Source organism: Bacillus sp. LH1 (genome assembly GCF_057924895.1).
Genome location: NZ_CM175007.1, coordinates 3,989,368 through 4,004,553, shown reverse-complemented (window position 1 = coordinate 4,004,553; position 15,186 = coordinate 3,989,368). Strand labels below are relative to the sequence as shown.

The 15,186-nt window shown below is 36.0% G+C and carries 19 protein-coding genes; 14 read left to right on the top strand and 5 right to left on the bottom strand.

Annotated elements, in window-relative coordinates; translation table 11 throughout:
- Positions 1-102: 102 nt before the first annotated feature.
- The 3 genes from ACX9TM_RS20635 to ACX9TM_RS20625 all read left to right on the top strand — a co-directional run bounded on the left by ACX9TM_RS20635 (position 103) and on the right by ACX9TM_RS20625 (position 1,913).
- Complete coding sequence (locus ACX9TM_RS20635) at positions 103-366, top strand: YqkE family protein (RefSeq protein ID WP_000727561.1); 264 nt, start codon at positions 103-105, stop codon at positions 364-366.
- Between the two features lie 67 nt (positions 367-433).
- Complete coding sequence (locus tag ACX9TM_RS20630) at positions 434-958, top strand: GrpB family protein (RefSeq protein ID WP_001227190.1); 525 nt, start codon at positions 434-436, stop codon at positions 956-958.
- Between the two features lie 127 nt (positions 959-1,085).
- Entirely contained in the window at positions 1,086-1,913 is an 828-nt protein-coding gene (locus tag ACX9TM_RS20625) for an aldo/keto reductase (RefSeq protein WP_000547993.1), read from the top strand.
- Between the two features lie 58 nt (positions 1,914-1,971).
- On the opposite strand, the gene ACX9TM_RS20620 is transcribed toward ACX9TM_RS20625, so the two are convergent.
- A complete protein-coding gene (locus ACX9TM_RS20620) occupies positions 1,972-2,886 on the bottom strand; it encodes an aldo/keto reductase (RefSeq protein WP_000747215.1) in 915 nt (304 codons plus the stop codon).
- A 92-nt stretch (positions 2,887-2,978) separates the two neighbouring features.
- Positions 2,979-3,113: a Z-ring formation inhibitor MciZ gene (gene mciZ / locus ACX9TM_RS20615; protein WP_000870302.1), complete on the bottom strand. Its 135-nt coding sequence runs from the start codon at positions 3,111-3,113 to the stop codon at positions 2,979-2,981.
- Positions 3,114-3,187: 74 nt separating this feature from the next.
- Between mciZ and ACX9TM_RS20610 the strand changes: the two genes are divergently transcribed.
- The gene (locus ACX9TM_RS20610) at positions 3,188-3,727 is read left to right on the top strand and encodes an NUDIX hydrolase (RefSeq protein ID WP_000067042.1); all 540 of its coding nucleotides are present in this window, start codon (positions 3,188-3,190) and stop codon (positions 3,725-3,727) included.
- A gap of 24 nt (positions 3,728-3,751) precedes the next feature.
- On the opposite strand, the gene ACX9TM_RS20605 is transcribed toward ACX9TM_RS20610, so the two are convergent.
- Complete coding sequence (locus ACX9TM_RS20605) at positions 3,752-4,303, bottom strand: GNAT family N-acetyltransferase (protein WP_000803479.1); 552 nt, start codon at positions 4,301-4,303, stop codon at positions 3,752-3,754.
- 155 nt (positions 4,304-4,458) lie between these two features.
- Between ACX9TM_RS20605 and spoIIM the strand changes: the two genes are divergently transcribed.
- The 9 genes from spoIIM (at position 4,459) to corA (ending at position 12,466) form a co-directional block, all read left to right on the top strand.
- On the top strand, positions 4,459-5,076 hold the full coding sequence (gene spoIIM, locus ACX9TM_RS20600) for a stage II sporulation protein M (RefSeq protein ID WP_013142149.1): 618 nt from the start codon (positions 4,459-4,461) through the stop codon (positions 5,074-5,076).
- A 107-nt stretch (positions 5,077-5,183) separates the two neighbouring features.
- A complete protein-coding gene (gene fur, locus ACX9TM_RS20595; protein WP_000392657.1) occupies positions 5,184-5,639 on the top strand; it encodes a ferric iron uptake transcriptional regulator in 456 nt (151 codons plus the stop codon).
- Positions 5,640-5,742: 103 nt separating this feature from the next.
- On the top strand, positions 5,743-5,973 hold the full coding sequence (locus tag ACX9TM_RS20590; protein ID WP_001250432.1) for a YqzK family protein: 231 nt from the start codon (positions 5,743-5,745) through the stop codon (positions 5,971-5,973).
- A gap of 6 nt (positions 5,974-5,979) precedes the next feature.
- On the top strand, positions 5,980-6,870 hold the full coding sequence (xerD, locus tag ACX9TM_RS20585) for a site-specific tyrosine recombinase XerD (protein ID WP_000390088.1): 891 nt from the start codon (positions 5,980-5,982) through the stop codon (positions 6,868-6,870).
- Between the two features lie 147 nt (positions 6,871-7,017).
- Complete coding sequence (locus tag ACX9TM_RS20580; RefSeq protein WP_000733456.1) at positions 7,018-7,758, top strand: FixH family protein; 741 nt, start codon at positions 7,018-7,020, stop codon at positions 7,756-7,758.
- A gap of 354 nt (positions 7,759-8,112) precedes the next feature.
- Positions 8,113-9,297: a phosphopentomutase gene (gene deoB / locus ACX9TM_RS20575; RefSeq protein WP_001046079.1), complete on the top strand. Its 1,185-nt coding sequence runs from the start codon at positions 8,113-8,115 to the stop codon at positions 9,295-9,297.
- Between the two features lie 12 nt (positions 9,298-9,309).
- The gene (locus ACX9TM_RS20570; protein ID WP_001078446.1) at positions 9,310-10,131 is read left to right on the top strand and encodes a purine-nucleoside phosphorylase; all 822 of its coding nucleotides are present in this window, start codon (positions 9,310-9,312) and stop codon (positions 10,129-10,131) included.
- A gap of 7 nt (positions 10,132-10,138) precedes the next feature.
- Positions 10,139-11,443 carry a pyrimidine-nucleoside phosphorylase gene (locus ACX9TM_RS20565; protein WP_001243069.1) on the top strand — a complete coding sequence of 435 codons (1,305 nt, stop codon included), beginning with the start codon at positions 10,139-10,141 and terminating at the stop codon, positions 11,441-11,443.
- A 60-nt stretch (positions 11,444-11,503) separates the two neighbouring features.
- Positions 11,504-12,466, top strand: coding sequence for a magnesium/cobalt transporter CorA (gene corA, locus ACX9TM_RS20560; RefSeq protein WP_002026281.1), 963 nt, complete (start codon positions 11,504-11,506; stop codon positions 12,464-12,466).
- A 32-nt stretch (positions 12,467-12,498) separates the two neighbouring features.
- Here corA and ACX9TM_RS20555 read toward each other — a convergent pair whose 3' ends face one another.
- The gene (locus tag ACX9TM_RS20555; RefSeq protein ID WP_000676247.1) at positions 12,499-13,788 is read right to left on the bottom strand and encodes an NCS2 family permease; all 1,290 of its coding nucleotides are present in this window, start codon (positions 13,786-13,788) and stop codon (positions 12,499-12,501) included.
- 134 nt (positions 13,789-13,922) lie between these two features.
- A complete protein-coding gene (locus ACX9TM_RS20550) occupies positions 13,923-14,594 on the bottom strand; it encodes an SIMPL domain-containing protein (protein WP_001161449.1) in 672 nt (223 codons plus the stop codon).
- Positions 14,595-14,753: 159 nt separating this feature from the next.
- Between ACX9TM_RS20550 and ACX9TM_RS20545 the strand changes: the two genes are divergently transcribed.
- Positions 14,754-15,173, top strand: a complete 420-nt coding sequence (locus ACX9TM_RS20545; protein ID WP_001003307.1) for a MarR family winged helix-turn-helix transcriptional regulator — start codon at positions 14,754-14,756, stop codon at positions 15,171-15,173.
- Positions 15,174-15,186: the final 13 nt, after the last annotated feature.

Sequence of the window (15,186 nt, the reverse complement as noted above, 5' to 3'; positions counted from 1 at the left end):
TAACATATTTACAAAAAGTGAATAATAGAGTAAAGACCCTTTTTTATTGTCGATTTCATTGTGTATCTACTATAATGGAGAAAAAAGTAAAAGGTGAGTAGCATGAAGAAAAAGAAACAAAGACAAATGCAAAGACAATCACAAGTGAATCAACCAAAGAAAGAAACACTTACATTAGGCGATCAATTAAATGATTCACTCATGCAACAATTAAAGAGTAAGAAGAAAGAGTTGCAAGTGAGGGAAGAGGAAAAAGAGGCAGCTGAACTGGAAAGAAAGCGCCAAGAACAAAAAGAACGTGAAAAGAATAAATCATTTGAAGAACTGCTAAGTGAAAGTAACCTTACTTGGAAAGACTTTAAATAATAAAAAAATGATCAGTGAAATACCACTGATCATTTTTTGACGAGCTTGTAAGAAAAGGGGAGTTAGAATGAGAAAAATTGTCGTTGTTCCACATGAAAACCATTGGAGTGAAAAATTTCAAATGGAGGCTAAAAGATTAAAATCAGCGATGCCAGAAACGGTAAAAATTTATCATATTGGAAGTACGTCAGTTCCCGGACTGGCAGCTAAACCTATTATTGATATGATCATGGAAGTAGAAAATATCGAAAGAGTAGATGGGTGGAATGAACGATTTATAGAGCTTGGTTACATCGTAAAAGGGGAAAATGGTATTTCAAGACGCCGATATTTTATTCATGGAACTGAAGAAAAACGCTCGTATCATTTACACGTGTTTGAAAAAGGAAATCCAGAGATAGTAAGGCATTTAGCATTTCGTGATTATATGATGGCTCATTGTGAAGAAGCAGAGGCATATGCAACCTTAAAGAAAGAATTAGCCGAAAAGTATACATATGATGGCGCGTTATATACGGAAGGAAAAAATGAGTTTGTGCGCAATGTGGATGAAAAAGCGAAAGAATGGAGAAAAAATAACGTGAATGAATGAGTTCACGCTATTTTTTAGCTATATAAAAGTGTTATGTAAACTGTACGTATGTTTTGACTTTTGGGATGAATCTTGTTGAAATAAAATTGTGGCTTATAAAAAATGTAACAATGAAAGGGAGACGACTGTGCATATTCCAACAACTACACTTCATAATGGCGTGAAAATGCCGATGATTGGTCTAGGCGTATATAAAGCGAAAGAAGGAGACGAAGTAAAGCAAGCAGTAAAAACAGCGTTAGAAGTTGGATACCGTTCGATTGATACAGCAACTGTATATGAAAATGAAAGCGGTGTCGGAGAGGCGATACGTGAATCAGGAATTCCAAGAGAAGATATATTTATTACAACAAAAGTATGGAACGACGATCAAGGATATGAGGAGACACTCGAGGCGTTTGAAAAGAGTTTGAAAAAATTACAAATGGACTATGTAGATTTATATTTAATACATTGGCCGGTAAGAGGGAAGTATGTTGATACGTACCGAGCTTTAGAGAAATTGTATGAAGAAGGTAAAGTGCGTGCGATTGGTGTTTCTAATTTTCATAAACATCATTTAGAACTATTATTACCAAATTGCAAAGTGAAGCCGATGGTAAACCAAGTGGAACTTCATCCGATGTTGACGCAATTTGAGTTGCGAAATTATTGTCAAGATGAGCAAATTCAAATGGAAGCATGGAGTCCGTTAATGAGGGGCGGAGAAGTATTCCAGCATCCAATCATTCAGGCTATTGCTAACAAATATGAAAAAACACCTGCACAAGTTATATTAAGGTGGGATATTCAAAGCGGGATTGTTACAATTCCTAAATCTGTTACACCATCTCGTATTAAAGAAAACTTTACTATTTCTGATTTTGCACTAACTGAAGAAGAGATACGTCAAATTAACACGTTGAATCGTGATTTACATGTAGGAACGAATCCTGATAAATATGATACGTTATAAAAAAGACTGTCTCCTAATACTGGAGACAGTCTTCTGTTTTATCGGTAATTCGATATTTTTAACGATGCAAAGCATATGTGTCATATTTAACAATCTTTTGAAGTTGTATATATTCTTCTTTCGTTAAAGGTAACTGTTGACTAGCTCGTATATTTTCCTGTAATTGTTGAAGAGAGCTTGCACCAGGTATAACAGCTGCAACAGTCTTATTATGTAAGCAATATTGAATAGCTGTTCCTGTTAAAGAGCGTTCTCCAATCATTTCTTTTACACTTGCTAGAGTTGCATGTAATTCATCGTAAGAATAAGAGAGATAATCCTTTTCCTTTACTCTTTCTATCTTTCTTGCATTATTGTCAGTTAAAATTCCTTTTGCAAGTGGCCCGCGGGCAATGACGCTAATTTGGTGTTCATTTAGAAGGGGGAACCATTCTTCTGGACGACGATTTAAAAGGTTATATTCCATTAGTACACTAACGATGTTTGAGCGTTTTGCATATTCACGAACGACATTTGGGCGTATAGAAGAAATACCGTAATGGCGAATAATACCTTCCTTTTTCAATTCTTCAAAAGCTTCAATTGTTTCATCTATTGGATCTTCAATTGTTCCGCCATGAAGTTGGTAAAGGTCAATATAATCAGTTTGAAGTCTACGTAAACTTTCCTTTACTTCAGTCTTTATGTAAGCTTTAGAAGGATCCCAAGACCAGCCATTTTTTTCTTCTGTCCAACGATTTCCAACCTTCGTTGTAAGTACAATTTGGTCTCTTCTTCCCTTCAAGGCTTTTCCAACAAATTCTTCATTTAATCCGTAATCATATAAATCTGCTGTATCAAAAAAATTAATTCCTAAATCGATCGCTTCATTGATAATATGCATAGCTTCTGTTTCAGATGTACCGAGAGACATACAGCCAAGGCCCATTTCTGTAACAAACAAATCTGAGTTTCCTAATTGACGTTTTTTCATAGGTCAACCTCCTTACCTTTATTGTACGAGAGGGAAAAGAGGTTGACAAACGTTTACTTTCCGCTTCGCATTAACTGCCCGTAAAAGCATGATTAATGTTTCACTTTATTTGCTGTAATCCACTCTTGTACAGTTGTATACTCTTTGCTATATTGCTTTAGCTTATGGCGAATTTGCCATGCTTTTCCGACTAAAGTGACGCGATTTGGTAAAATATAAACTTTCATTTCTATCACGCTCCTTTCAATGTGGTAAAATGTATGAGGAAAGAATAGGAAATAGAACAGGGAGATGAAGTAGTATGAGTAATCTTGCAGAGAGAACAGTAAAAACTGAGCCAATTTTTGATGGTAGAGTTATAAAAGTTCGTGTTGATGATGTAGTATTACCAAATGGAGCAATGAGTAAACGTGAAATTGTAAATCACCCTGGTGCAGTTGCTATTATTGCTATTACTGATGAGGGGAAAATTGTGCTTGTTGAGCAGTATCGTAAAGCACTTGAAAAGGCGATTATAGAAATTCCGGCTGGCAAGTTAGAACCTGGTGAAAAACCTGAGGTAACAGCAGTTCGTGAATTAGAAGAGGAAACAGGATATGTATGTGAAAATATGGAGCTCATTACTTCTTTCTATACATCTCCAGGATTCGCAGATGAAATTTTATATGTATATAAAGCGACAGGTTTGACAAGAAAAGAAAATAAAGCTGAGTTAGATGAAGATGAGTTTGTGGAATTAATGGAAGTATCGTTAGAAGAAGCGATTACTCTTATGAAAGATCTTCGTATTCATGATGCGAAGACGATGTTTGCAGTACAATATTTACAACTACAAAAATAAACACTCGCCAAAGGCGAGTGTTTTTTAATTGATTTTTGCATATACACGTGCATCACGTAAGCTACCATCTGGTGCTAGGAAATCATTTTCCATTGTCCCTTCTAGAATGAATTCTAGACGTTCTGCTAAGCTACATGCATTTATATTTGTTGCATCAGTACGAATTTCAATTCTTCTAGCGCCTAGTTTATCAAAGGCGAACTGAATTGCACCTTTAACAGCTTCGGTCATATAGCCTTGTTTTGTATAGGCACTATGTAGCCAGAAGTGAAGTGAAAACTTTGGAATATCCCAGTTTTCAGGCTTTAGTGTAATTGCTCCGATGAATGTACCAGATACTTTATCGTATAAGTGAAAATCAAGTGTTTCACGAAGTAAAAACTGTCCGTGAGCTTCGCGAACAATTTCTTCAGCACTCTCTTCTGTTTCAGCGTTAATTGGTATCCACGGTACTAAGTCTTCTAGAGAAGCTTGGATTGCTTCATATACTTCTGCACCATCACCTGGAAATGGTTTACGAACTTGCAAGCGTTCAGTTTGAAATAATGTTGGAAAATCTAATAATAATGGTTTCAAGAGAAATCCCTCCTATTCTCTACTTTTTAGTTTAGCAAAGTAGAGCGGAATTTCAATGTTAATTCGTCATACTTTTTTCTTTCTTTCATACATTTTTAATAAGAGTGTGAACGGAGGGAAGAAAAATGTGGCGAAAAAATTGGCAAGACCGTGTAATGTCTCACATACAGGAAAACTCTTCATTATATATATTTAACGCTGTTTTATTATTGATGGGAGTAATATTCGGAGCCATTCTCGTGAATAGTTTACAAATCAATCAAAAACAAGATTTATCATTTTATTTACAACGTTTTTTTGGACAAGTCTCTAAAGGAGAATTTGCCATTGCGGGCGAAATGTTTCGAGAAAGTTACTTTTCGCAATTAAAATACATCGGATTTATTTGGATTTTAGGAATTTCAATTATTGGATTACCACTTATTTTTATTTTATTATTTGTAAAAGGAGTTGTCGTTGGATTTACAGTTGGTTTTTTAGTAAGTCAGCATGGATGGAATGGACTATTATTAGCATTTGTATCTGTTTTGCCACAAAATTTAATTATCATTCCAGTCTTTCTCGTTATGACAACCATTGCTGCAAGTTTTTCTTTACGGATGATTAGGCATCAATTTATTAGAAAAATAACCGAGCCACTATTACCATTATTAATCCGTTATACATGCTTCTTTCTCGTAATTGGAGTGGTGTTAGCACTTGCTTCTAGTGTGGAGGCTTACGCATCACCAGTTTTAATGAAAGAAGTCGTTGAGGCTATTAATAAAAAATAAATACTTTTTGAGAATAATTATCAATTTGTTTTTATTGTTTTTTCTTTTGACAGAAGCCCTTCTTCTGATATAATGGTGTAAGAGTGGCGAGGAGGGAGTAGTACCGAATGGAAGAAAGAATTGAACGAATTAAGAAGCAATTACATGCAGCGAGCTACAAATTAACACCGCAACGTGAAGCAACAGTTCGTGTGCTGCTAGAAAATGAAGAAGATCATTTAAGCGCAGAAGATGTTTACCTCCTTGTAAAAGAAAAGTCGCCAGAGATCGGATTAGCAACCGTCTATCGAACTTTAGAACTATTATCTGAGTTAAAAGTTGTCGATAAGATTAACTTCGGAGACGGTGTTTCACGCTATGACTTACGCCAAGAAGGTGCGCAGCGTTTCCACCATCATTTGATTTGTACACAATGTGGTGCTGTACAAGAAATACAAGAAGATTTACTTGGTGAAGTGGAAAGGAAAGTAGAACGAGACTGGAGCTTTAAGGTGAAAGATCATCGTTTAACATTCCATGGGATTTGTAAAAATTGTCAAGAAAATGAAACGGATGAAAAATAACCTTTTCCTATTTATCTAGGAAGAGGTTTTTTATTTGAATAAGGTATAAATTGGTGAAAGCTTGGCATATGTTGTAATAACTTATATTTTGGAGGAATTTACAATGCGCCGAGCTTTAAAATTAACTTTTGATGGAATAAAAGTATTTTTATTATTTACAAGTTGTACGATTTTGTTTTATTTCGCTATACTATGGATAAATGAAGAATATGAAAGCTATCATCGTTATGAAAAACCTAAAGAAGAGACTGTAGAAAAAGTATCAGGGAATGAAGAACCGGCAAAGGATGCTTTCGTAAATAGAATGATGTTTTTCTATGAAAATGGGGAGTAGTGTAGAGTGGAAGATCAATTAAAAGATTTTATTCATTATATGGTTGTCGAAAAAGGATTAGCAAAGAATACAGTAGTATCTTATGAACGGGATTTAAAAAGCTACGTAAAGTATTTGCAAAATGTGGAACAGACGAAAACTTTTCATGAAGTGACCCGTTTACACATTGTTAACTTTTTGCAGTATTTAAAAGAGAACGGAAAATCTTCGAAAACATTGGCGCGTCATATCGCATCAATTCGTTCGTTCCACCAATTTTTACTTCGTGAACGAGCGGTAGAACACGATCCATCCGTACATATTGAAACGCCACAAGGGGAACGGAAATTACCAAAGGTATTATCAGTTGATGAAGTAGAGGCGTTACTTCAAACACCAAAAATGACAAGTGCTTTTGGTATTCGTGATAAGGCGATGCTAGAGTTACTGTATGCGACAGGACTTCGTGTTTCAGAATTGATTGCACTCAATTTAGAAGATGTACATTTAACGATGGGATTTGTTCGTTGCATAGGGAAAGGGAATAAAGAAAGAATTATTCCACTAGGAAGTTTAGCAACGGAAGCGATTCAAAAGTATATTGAAAAAGGAAGAAGAGAATTAATGGGGAAAAAAGTAGTAGATGCACTCTTTTTAAACCATCATGGTAATCGATTATCAAGACAAGGATTTTGGAAAATATTAAAACGATTAGCGAAAGAGGCAAATATTGAAAAAGAACTTACACCTCATACGTTGCGTCACTCGTTTGCTACGCACTTATTAGAAAATGGAGCAGATTTACGTGCTGTACAAGAAATGCTTGGACATGCAGATATTTCAACTACGCAAATCTATACGCACGTTTCAAAAACTAGATTAAAAGATGTATATAAACAGTTTCATCCGAGAGCATAGTTACTATGCTCTTTTTTTCATAGATTAAGAGGGGAAGACCGTTTCACAGAAACTTCACAAACATTTCGTATATTGTTTTCAGCAGAAGACTAGAATATTACAATGTATTTCCTCTATACTAAATAAAGTATAAAGGAGGAAATGATGATGAAAAAACTGATTATAACTTTATTTATCGCGATGCTAGCGTTGGCTGGCTGTAATACAAACAAAGAAGAACCGAAAAAAGAACAGAAACTTGAAGCTGTAAAAGTAGCAGTCCAAACAAATCCGAAAGAAATTAAACCAGGTGAAAAAACAGAAGTACAAGCACTTGTTACACAAGGGAAAGAAAAAGTAACGGATGCCGATGATGTAAAGTTTGAAATTTGGAAAGATGGCGACGAAAAGCACGAGATGTTAGATGGTAAGCATAAAGGAAAAGGTGTTTATGCAGTAGAGAAAACATTCGAAACGGATGGAGTATACCATATTATTGCTCACACAAATGCACGTGAAATGCACGTTATGCCAGAAGTGAAAGTTGCTGTAGGAAATGCGAAAGTAGAAGATGCGAAAAAAGAAAATAGTGATCACAGTGCAGGACATGGAGATCATAAAAGTGACACAATGATCCATCTTATGGCTGGAGACATAAAGGCAAATGCTGAATCTACAATGAAAGTTCATTTAAAGCAAAAAGAAGAAGCATTAACTGGTGCTGAAGTACAACTAGAGATTTGGAAAGATGGTGTTGAAAAACACGAATTTATTCCAGCGAAAGAAGGGAATAAAGGAGAGTATGAAACGAAACATACTTTCAAAGAGAACGGTGCTTACAAAGTGAAAGTACATGTAAGAAAAGGCGAATTGCATGAACATAAAGAAGAAACAATAGAAGTAAAATAAAAAGTAGCTCTTTAGAGCTACTTTTTATTTTTAATATGAAGAAATAAATCATAAAAAAATTAGCACTTCGTTGCAGAATGGATTACAATAGAAGTGTGAAGAAAATGAGAAATTCTACGAAAATGTATTAAAAAGAAAGCGTAAACATGTTATGATATCAGTATCAGATGTCTGACATCTGACTTAGAAAAAACTAGAAATGTTTTTGAATCGTTTCAAGTAAACGAAATAGGTTAGAAAATGATTTAAAGAAGTACTGTTTGACAATGAGAATTCTTTTGGATAACAGTTTCACTTTATAGCGTTTTGAACATACTACAAGAAGTAGAACTGAACTTATAGGAGGTCGCAGTTATGAATAAATATAAACGTATATTCCTAGTCGTAATGGACTCTGTGGGAATCGGTGAAGCACCAGATGCTGAGCAATTTGGTGATCTAGGATCTGACACAATTGGTCACATTGCTGAACATATGAATGGGTTACAAATGCCTAACATGGTGAAATTAGGTCTTGGTAACATTCGAGAAATGAAAGGTATCTCTAAAGTAGAGAAACCACTTGGATATTACACAAAAATGCAAGAGAAATCTACTGGTAAAGATACAATGACAGGTCACTGGGAAATCATGGGCCTTTACATTGATACACCATTCCAAGTGTTCCCAGAAGGATTTCCGAAAGAATTACTTGATGAATTAGAAGAAAAAACAGGCCGTAAAATTATCGGTAATAAGCCAGCTTCTGGAACTGAGATTCTTGATGAACTTGGTCAAGAGCAAATGGAAACAGGCTCTTTAATCGTTTATACTTCTGCTGATAGCGTATTGCAAATTGCAGCACACGAAGAAGTAGTGCCACTTGATGAGTTATATAAAATCTGTAAAATTGCACGTGAATTAACATTAGATGAGAAATACATGGTAGGTCGTGTTATTGCTCGTCCATTCGTTGGTGAACCTGGAAACTTTACACGTACACCAAATCGTCATGACTATGCATTAAAACCATTCGGCCGTACAGTAATGAACGAATTAAAAGATAGTGACTACGATGTAATTGCTATTGGTAAAATCTCTGATATTTATGATGGTGAAGGGGTAACTGAATCACTTCGTACGAAGTCTAACATGGATGGAATGGATAAGCTTGTAGATACATTAAATATGGACTTTACAGGTCTTAGCTTCTTAAACTTAGTTGACTTTGATGCATTATTCGGCCACCGCCGTGATCCACAAGGATACGGAGAAGCTCTGCAAGAATATGATGCACGTCTTCCAGAAGTATTCGCAAAACTAAAAGAAGATGATCTATTATTAATTACAGCAGACCACGGTAATGATCCAATTCACCCTGGTACTGACCATACACGTGAATATGTACCATTATTAGCATATAGCCCAAGCATGAAAGAAGGCGGACAAGAGTTACCACTTCGTCAAACATTTGCTGATATTGGTGCAACAGTAGCAGAAAACTTCGGTGTGAAAATGCCAGAATACGGAACAAGCTTCTTAAACGAGCTAAAGAAATAGGGGGATAAACAAATGAATCGTGAACTTATTACAAAATCAGCTTCATACTTAAAAGAGAAATTTCAAGAGACACCACAAGTAGGACTAATCCTTGGATCAGGACTAGGTGTATTAGCAGACGAAATTGAGAATGCAGTAACAGTACCTTACAGTGAAATCCCTGAATTCCCAGTATCAACTGTAGAAGGCCATGCAGGTCAACTAGTATTTGGTACACTTCAAGGTGTAACAGTAGTAGCAATGCAAGGACGTTTCCACTTCTATGAAGGATACGACATGCAAAAAGTAACATTCCCAGTTCGTGTTATGAAAGAACTAGGTGTAGAAACAGTAGTTGTAACAAACGCAGCTGGTGGTGTAAATACATCATTTGAGCCAGGCGATCTTATGTTAATTTCAGACCACATTAACTTCATGGGTACGAATCCATTAATCGGACCGAATGATTCTGAAATGGGCGTACGTTTCCCTGATATGTCTACATCATATACAGTAGAACTTCGCGAAATGGCGAAACAAGTTGCAGCAGACTTAAATATTAAAGTACAAGAAGGTGTATACGTAGGAATGACAGGTCCTGTATATGAAACACCTGCTGAAATTCGTATGCTTCGTACACTTGGCGGAGATGCAGTTGGTATGTCAACAGTACCTGAAGTAATTGTAGCGCGTCACGCTGGTATGAAAGTATTAGGTATTTCTTGTATTTCAAATATGGCAGCTGGTATTTTAGATCAACCACTTCACCACGATGAAGTAATTGAAACGACAGAACGTGTTAAAGCTAACTTCTTAGCATTAGTAAAAGCAATCGTAAAACAAATGAAGGGGTGACTTCACGATGAGAATGGTGGACCTAATTGCAAAAAAACGTGACGGACATGCATTAACGACAGAAGAAATTAACTTTATTGTTGAAGGATATACGAATGGTGATATTCCTGATTATCAAGTAAGTTCACTTGCAATGGCAATTTTCTTCCAAGATATGAACGATCAAGAGCGTGCTGATTTAACGATGGCAATGGTAAATAGCGGTGATACAATCGACTTATCGGCTATTGAAGGTGTAAAAGTAGATAAGCATTCAACAGGTGGTGTTGGTGATACAACGACACTTGTATTAGGTCCATTAGTAGCTGCTTTAGATGTACCAGTAGCGAAAATGTCTGGACGCGGTTTAGGACATACTGGTGGTACAATTGATAAATTAGAAGCAGTTCCAGGATTCCATGTGGAAATTGAAAACGATGAATTCATGCGTCTTGTAAATGAAAACAAAATCGCTGTTATCGGCCAAAGTGGTAACTTAACACCTGCTGATAAAAAGCTATATGCACTTCGTGATGTAACAGCAACAGTAAACTCAATTCCGCTTATTGCAAGTTCGATTATGAGTAAAAAAATTGCTGCTGGTGCAGATGCAATTGTTCTTGATGTAAAAACTGGAGCAGGTGCATTTATGAAAACGGATGAAGATGCAAAACGTTTAGCAGAAGCAATGGTACGTATCGGTAATAACGTTGGTCGTAATACGATGGCAGTTATTTCTGATATGAGTCAACCACTCGGTGAAGCTATCGGTAACGCATTAGAAGTTCAAGAAGCAATTGATACATTACAAGGTAAAGGGCCGAAAGATTTAGAAGAGCTATGTTTAACACTTGGAAGTCAAATGGTGTACCTTGCTGGACAAGCTTCATCTTTAGAAGATGCACGTGAAAAGCTAATTGAAGTAATGAACAACGGAAAAGCGCTAGAATCATTTAAAACGTTCTTATCAGCGCAAGGCGGTGACGCATCTGTTGTTGATGACCCTTCTAAATTGCCACAAGCACAATTTAAAATTGAAGTGGAAGCGAAAGAAGACGGATATGTATCAGAAATCGTTGCAGACGAAATCGGAACAGCAGCAATGCTTTTAGGAGCAGGACGTGCAACGAAAGAGTCTGAAATTGATTTAGCAGTTGGTCTAATGCTGCGCAAAAAAGTAGGCGATAGCGTGAAGCAAGGTGAATCTCTCGTTACAATTTACGCAAACCGCGAAAATGTTGAAGATGTAAAAGCGAAAATTTATGAGAACATGAAGATCTCTAAAGAACACGTAGATGCACCAACTTTAGTACACGGTATCGTAACGAAGTAATAAAAAAAGCTGAGGAGATTTCTCCTTGGCTTTTTTTACTATTTTTTGTTTATAATAATAATGGGTGAAATTATGATTAGAATTTGTGCAGTAACAAAAACAGATGAAGTATTATATGATGTTTCTTTAGAAGAAACAAAGAAAGACCATATTGTATGGTATTGGCTAGATTTATATAAGCCAACGAAAGAAGAGTATACATATATTCTGCAAGACCATTTTAAGTTCCATCCCCTTGCAATTGAAGACTGTCTAGAATACGTACAGAGGCCAAAAGTTGATTTTTATGATGGATATAACTTTTTAGTTCTTCACGCGTTTGGAGAAGATGGGCTAGAACCACATGAAATTGATTTGTTTGTTAGTGATCGCTATATTGTTTCTTTCCATTTTTCTCATAATAATGCAATTGAAAGAGTATGGAAAACACTTGGTGAGAAGAGGCGGATTAAGAAAGGACCTTTACATGTAGCACATACGATCACTGATCAAATTGTAGATGATTATTTCGCACCTGTATATTACATTGAAGATCATTTAAATGCGATTGATGATAATTTAACAGGTGAGACAGCAGGAGCCGTACTAGAAGAAGTATTTGATATTAGGGCAGATTTATCTAAGTTAAGACGTACAATTATTCCAATGCGTGATTTATTGTATCGTATTTTGAATTCCACTCGTTTTTACGGTATAAGTGATCATGAGATTTATTTTAAAGATATACATGATCATTTACTTAAACTTACGGAAATGATTGAGGCAAGTCGAGAGTTAACGGCGGATATTCGGGATAGTTATTTTTCATTAAACTCACATCATATGAATAACATTATGAAAACATTAACTGTATTCTCGACTATTTTCATGCCATTAACATTTATTGCGGGAGTATATGGAATGAACTTTACGCATATGCCAGAGCTTGGTGGACAATATAGTTATTTTATTTGTCTTCTTCTAATGGCATTAATTGGCGGCGGAATGATGGCCTGGTTTTATAAAAAAGGATGGTTTAAGTAAAAAAACACCGAGGATTTCCTCGGTGTTTTTTTTCAACCAATAGCATGTAATACAAACATAGCTAAGAATAAGCATGTAATGATATACATAGATGGTGCGACTTCTTTACGCTTTCCAAGAGCAACTTTTAAGATAGGGTAAGCAATAAATCCGAACGCAATGCCATCAGCGATACTATATGTGAGCGGGATCATGACGATAATTAAGAACGCTGGAAATCCTTCTGAAAAATCGTTCAGAGGAATTTGCTGAATGCTTGTAATCATCAGGCCGCCAATAATAATTAAGATTGGTGCAATGGCACTATCAGGAATTAGTTTGACAAACGGAAGTGCAAACAATGATGCAAAGAATAACAACCCCGTAACGATAGACGTCAGACCTGTCTTTCCGCCTGCAGTAATACCTGCGGCACTCTCTACTGTTGATACGGTAGGGCTTGTGCCAAATAGACCACATGTCATTGCTGAAATTGCATTGGCTTGGTAAGCACGTGGGAATTTACGGTCATCTTCTAATAAACCGTGCAGAAGTCCCATGTTCTCAAAAATAAGCACCATGCTTAAGGAGAATGTTGCAATCCAAAACGGTAAGGAAGAAAGTTTGCCAAATGACATAGCTCCAAACACATCCCCGTAATTAGCGAATGAGAATGAACTATTTCCGATTTGACTTGTATCAACAAGGCCAAATAGCCATGCAATACCAGTTCCTATTGCAATCGTCCATAAAAAGTTTCCACGTACGTTACGAATAAATAGTACAAGTGCAATGATAAGAGTAAGCACGGTCGCAAGAACGACAGGGTTACTTAATTTACCCATTGCAACAGCAGTATTTGGGTTCGAAACGACTAAGCCACCTTTTTGCAATCCGATAAACGCTAAAAATAATCCGATGCCGACAGTAATTGCTTCCTTTAATGACTTTGGAATTGATACTGATAGCACGCGAGCGATTGGTGTAAAAGCGGCAATTGCAAAAATAATACCAGAGATAAAGACAGCAGCCAATGCTTCTTGCCAAGTTAGTCCAAGCGTATGCACAGCTGTGTACGTGAAGAATGCATTTACACCCATACCAGGGACAAGAATAGCAGGTGCATTTGCCCAAAATGCCATGAGTAGACATCCGACAAATGAACTGAAAACAGTTGCTAAAATTCCAGCTTCAAGAGGAATGCCAGCATCGGATAAAATTGATGCATTTACAATCATAATATATACGATCGTGAAAAATGACGTAACTCCAGCTAAAACTTCTTGTTTTGGTGATGTTTCGTGTAAACCTAATTTAAATGTTCTTTCAAGTATTCCTTTCATGTTAAACCTTCTTTTTCATATCCCTCTCCCACCCGTGATATCTCTTTCGTAAGAGCTCACCGTCCTTTATTATATCAGAACATCATGTTTTTACAACAAGGAAAATGATAACGTTTACTTATAAATGAAATTATTTATAAATACGTAAAAATTGCCCGTATTGTTGAAATAATTTCTAACTCTCCCGATTGAATAGGCGGGGCTGCTTGCGCATGTAAAGTAGCATAAGACGTAACCTCCCTTGGTAATTGGGCAGATTCTTCAACGAATGAGAGGGGAACAGGATTAATATTTAAATTATATGTACTCGCAATAGCACGAGCTTTTTCTACTGCTTGGTGCAGAGCTTGAATGAGAGCTTGCTCATAATATTTATTTGGATGAGATACTCGGAAACGTAAACCTTTTGCTACATTTGCACCATTTGAAACGGCTATATCATATACTTCCCCAGCTTTTTGTACATTTAAAACGGTAATTTCATACAAATGCTCCACGCGGTATCCTTGCAGCAAGGCTTTATCATTTACATATTCGTATTGAGGAGTAATTGTATAAGAAATCGTCTCTATATCTTTATCGGCAATACCAAGCTGTTTAAGTGCATCCAGCAATTGTTTGGATTGCACTGCATTTTCTTCTTGAGCCTGTTTTACATTTTTATCATCTGTTCGAATGCCGAGTGTTAATATAACAACATTCGGTTTTGCTTTTACAACACCTTCTCCTTGTACAGTAATAGTAGCTTCTTTACCAGTATTAGCAGTGCGTACGTTGTGTAAATAAGGATTCATTCCACCCTGCATTTTCCATCACCATCCTTTTTATATGTATATGTGTGAACAAAAAAGAAATTTATATGAAAAAAGTTACATAAATGAGAATGTTGAGGAAAGAAAGCATATACAACATAGGTATTTATAGATTATAATATGTGTAAATATGATAAAAAAGGGACGAGGCTATTGAACGAAAAAAGAGAAACGCTGATTTTAGATTTATCTGCATCATTTCGAAAAATGATACGTTTATTACAAAATGATATTAATACACGTTTTGCAGAACATATGCCATATAATGAATTTTCTGTATTACGTGCGTTATTTTTAAACAGTCCACAGATGGCTTCGCAAATTGCGAGTGAAGTAAACGTAACCTCCAGTCATATTACAGCTGTTACAGATCGTCTCGTACGAAAAGGATTAGTAGAAAGAAAACGTTCTAATTCAGATCGTCGAATCGTGTACTTAGAAATTACAGAGCACGGAAGAGAAGTAACTGAAAAACTTGAAGCTGTGCGTAAAGAATATTATAAAGAGAGATTTAAAGGTTGGAGCGACCAAGAAATAGAAATGGTCTTAGAACTATTTGGCCGCGTATTATAATAAATGAGGATAG

Bases quoted from the DNA above. Each gene is read 5' to 3' on its own strand.
- ACX9TM_RS20590 (WP_001250432.1), top strand. From the start codon at position 5,743: ATGCGCCGAGCTTTAAAATTAACTTTTGATGGAATAAAAGTATTTTTA.
- spoIIM (WP_013142149.1), top strand. From the start codon at position 4,459: ATGTCTCACATACAGGAAAACTCTTCATTATATATATTTAACGCTGTT.
- ACX9TM_RS20630 (WP_001227190.1), top strand. From the start codon at position 434: ATGAGAAAAATTGTCGTTGTTCCACATGAAAACCATTGGAGTGAAAAA.
- deoB (WP_001046079.1), top strand. From the start codon at position 8,113: ATGAATAAATATAAACGTATATTCCTAGTCGTAATGGACTCTGTGGGA.
- corA (WP_002026281.1), top strand. From the start codon at position 11,504: ATGGGTGAAATTATGATTAGAATTTGTGCAGTAACAAAAACAGATGAA.
- fur (WP_000392657.1), top strand. From the start codon at position 5,184: ATGGAAGAAAGAATTGAACGAATTAAGAAGCAATTACATGCAGCGAGC.
- ACX9TM_RS20620 (WP_000747215.1), bottom strand. From the start codon at position 2,886: ATGAAAAAACGTCAATTAGGAAACTCAGATTTGTTTGTTACAGAAATG.
- mciZ (WP_000870302.1), bottom strand. From the start codon at position 3,113: ATGAAAGTTTATATTTTACCAAATCGCGTCACTTTAGTCGGAAAAGCA.
- ACX9TM_RS20555 (WP_000676247.1), bottom strand. From the start codon at position 13,788: ATGAAAGGAATACTTGAAAGAACATTTAAATTAGGTTTACACGAAACA.
- ACX9TM_RS20580 (WP_000733456.1), top strand. From the start codon at position 7,018: ATGAAAAAACTGATTATAACTTTATTTATCGCGATGCTAGCGTTGGCT.
- ACX9TM_RS20570 (WP_001078446.1), top strand. From the start codon at position 9,310: ATGAATCGTGAACTTATTACAAAATCAGCTTCATACTTAAAAGAGAAA.
- ACX9TM_RS20565 (WP_001243069.1), top strand. From the start codon at position 10,139: ATGAGAATGGTGGACCTAATTGCAAAAAAACGTGACGGACATGCATTA.
- ACX9TM_RS20550 (WP_001161449.1), bottom strand. From the start codon at position 14,594: ATGCAGGGTGGAATGAATCCTTATTTACACAACGTACGCACTGCTAAT.
- ACX9TM_RS20610 (WP_000067042.1), top strand. From the start codon at position 3,188: ATGAGTAATCTTGCAGAGAGAACAGTAAAAACTGAGCCAATTTTTGAT.
- ACX9TM_RS20635 (WP_000727561.1), top strand. From the start codon at position 103: ATGAAGAAAAAGAAACAAAGACAAATGCAAAGACAATCACAAGTGAAT.